3 protein-coding genes are annotated in these 2,633 nt (G+C 74.7%); 1 reads left to right on the top strand and 2 read right to left on the bottom strand.

Annotated elements, in window-relative coordinates; translation table 11 throughout:
* Together DW299_RS12480 and DW299_RS12475 are read right to left on the bottom strand one after the other, a co-directional pair.
* The coding region (locus tag DW299_RS12480) for an ABC transporter permease (protein WP_136036777.1) at nt 1-1,141 on the bottom strand (1,141 nt) is incomplete at its 3' end.
* Complete coding sequence (locus DW299_RS12475; protein WP_136036776.1) at nt 1,141-1,908, bottom strand: ABC transporter ATP-binding protein; 768 nt, start codon at nt 1,906-1,908, stop codon at nt 1,141-1,143. The genes DW299_RS12475 and DW299_RS12480, both read right to left, overlap by 1 nt.
* Before the next feature lie 108 nt (nt 1,909-2,016).
* Here DW299_RS12475 and DW299_RS12470 point away from each other — a divergent pair.
* Nucleotides 2,017-2,633 (top strand): sensor domain-containing protein (locus DW299_RS12470; RefSeq protein WP_205814393.1); only part of this gene is annotated, 617 nt, incomplete at its 3' end.

The following is a 2,633-nucleotide window of genomic DNA, read 5'->3' as shown; positions in this document are numbered from 1 at the left end:
TGCTCGGCGCCGCGATCCGGGCCGCGCCCCACGCCGCGCCGAGCACCAGCAGCAGAGCACCGGCCGCGGGGATCGGGCTCACGGCGAGCGCGAAGTCGCCCGGGATCACCCCTCCGGCCACGAACGCGGTCTGCAGCACCGTCGAGAGCAGGTAGCCCGGAGCCAGGCCGAGCACCGCGGCGACCGCGGCCGCCGCGAGCACCTCGCGGGCGATCAGCGCGTGCACCTGCTGCGGTGTCGCGCCCACCGCCCGGAGCAGCGCGTACTCCCGCCGTCGCGCCTGCACCGACAGCGACAGCGTGCCCGCCACGATGAACAGCGCCACGAGGATGCACGTGCCGACGAAGGCGCTGCCGATCGCGACGAGCATCGTGCGGGCGGCGCCGGAGTCGAGGAACTCCACGTCGCCGCGGGCGTCGCCGGTGCGGGCGACCACCCCGGGCAGGGCCTCGCCGATGGCGGTCGCCACGGCCTCAGCGTCCTCGTCCTCCACGAACACGCCGAGCACCTGCGGGGCGCCGCCATGCGGGTCGAGCTCGGCGATGCGGTCGCCCGTGAGGAACACGGCCGCCCCGCGCTCGGGCGGCACGGGCGCGGTCACCACGCCCACGACGCGGTAGTCCGCCGGCTCACCGCCGTGCGCGAGGGAGAGGGTGTCGCCCACCGCGTGCCCGGAGTCCGCGGTGACCACGACCTCCTCGGCCTCGGCGGGCTCGCGGCCGTCGCTGAGCGTGAAGCCCGTGAGCGCCGACGCCGCCCAGGGGTGCGCCTCCACGACCGCCGTCGCATCCGGGGCTCCCGAGGCCGCGAGGGGTACGGTCACGTCGGCGACCACGGCCTCGACCCCGGGCAGCTCCGAGATCTCGCGGGCGGCGTCGGCGGGCAGCGGCGCGCGCTCGCGCAGTGCCACGGGCAGGTCCTCCGGCACGTCGACCTGCTGCACGGCGCCCACCACGACCTCGGCTGCCGTGTAGCGCTGCGGGGCGAGGCCGCCGCGGATGCCCGACTCCACGAGCACGCCGAGCCCGGTGACCAGGGCGCTCGCGACGAAGATCGCCACGAACACTCCGGCGAGGCTGCGCCGGTGGTGGCGCAGGTCGGCGCGGACGAGCCGTCCGAGGCCGAGCGACGCGGCGGCCATCACCACTCCCCGAGCGTGCTCATGCGGGCGGTGATCTCCTGCGCGGTGGCGCCGTCGAGGTGTCCCGCGAACGCGCCGTCGGCGAGGAAGACCACCCGGTCCGCGTGCGAGGCGACGACGGGGTCGTGCGTGACGACGACCACGGTCTGGTGCAGTTCCCGCGCGGTGTGGGCGAGCAGGTCGAGCACCTGGGCACCCGTGCGCGAGTCGAGCGCGCCGGTCGGCTCGTCGCCGAACACCACGTGCGGGCGGGTGATGAGCGCGCGGGCGATGGCCACCCGCTGCTGCTGGCCGCCGGAGAGCTCGGCGGGTCGGCGGTGGCGTCGGTCCGCGAGCCCCACCGCGTCGAGCAGTGTCTCGAGCCACCGGTGGTCGATGGCGCGTCCGCCCAGCCGCAGCGGGAGGGTGATGTTGTCCTCCACGGTCAGCGCGGGCAGCAGGTTGTACGCCTGGAACACGAAGCCGACGTGGTCGCGGCGGAACGTCGTGAGCTGGCGCGCCTTCAGGGCGGAGATCTCGGTGCCGCCGAGGTGGACGGTGCCGCTGGTCGGACGATCGAGCCCCGCTGCACTGTGCAGCAGCGTGCTCTTGCCCGAGCCGGACGGCCCCATGATCGCCGTGAAGGAGCCCTTCGCGATGGCCAGGTTCACGCCGCGGAGAGCGGTGACGCGCGCGGCGCCGGAGCCGTACGCCTTGACGAGTCCGGAGAGGCGGAGGGCCTCGGTGGGTGCCGCCTCGACGAGCGGCGCAGGGGGTGTGGTGGTCATGCTTCGACGCTAGGAACACCGAGCGGGCGGCCCCATCCCGCCCGGTCCCCGATCGATGGTGGAGCTGGCTATACCGTGCCGCGCACTCTGCTCCGGCAGACTGGCAGGGTGAAGGACGGATGGGGGCGCCGGTGGCTGCGCGACGCCGGGTATCTGGGGGTCGAGCTCGGGGCGTCGGTCGTCTCCCTCGGGCTGTTCTGCGTGATCCTGGTGCTGTTGCCGCTCATGCTCATCACGGGCGGTGTGCTGCTGATGCCGCAGGCCGTGCAGGTGCTGCACCGGTGGAGCGACGTGAACCGGCGGCGCATCGGGCGGCGGCGGGGTGAGGAGCTTCCGCCGCTCGCGCGCACGCTGCCCCGCGGCTCGACGATCGATGAGCGGCTGCGCTTCGCCTTCTCGCGCGCCACGGCCCGCGACGCCCTGTGGCTCACGGTGCACGCGTTCCCCGTGATGTGGCTGTCGCTGCTCACGCTCGCGCTTCCCGTCTCGGCCGTGAACACCCTCGCCGTCACGTGGTACTGGCAGTTCGCGCCGGCCGACGACCCGGTGGGTTCGCCGTATCCGGTCACGTCGTGGGAGCTCGCGTGGACGATGCCGCTGGTGGCCCTCGGCTACGCGATCGCCGCGGCGTTCCTGGTGCCGGCGGTCGCCCGCCTGGTGGCGTTCGTGTCGGCGAAGCTGCTGGCGACGCCCGCGCGGTCACGGCTGGCGGCGCCAGCAGCTTC

Source organism: Microbacterium sp. K35 (assembly GCF_004794375.1).
GTDB lineage: Bacteria > Actinomycetota > Actinomycetes > Actinomycetales > Microbacteriaceae > Microbacterium > Microbacterium sufflavum.
This window is presented reverse-complemented; position numbering and strand designations above follow the sequence as displayed.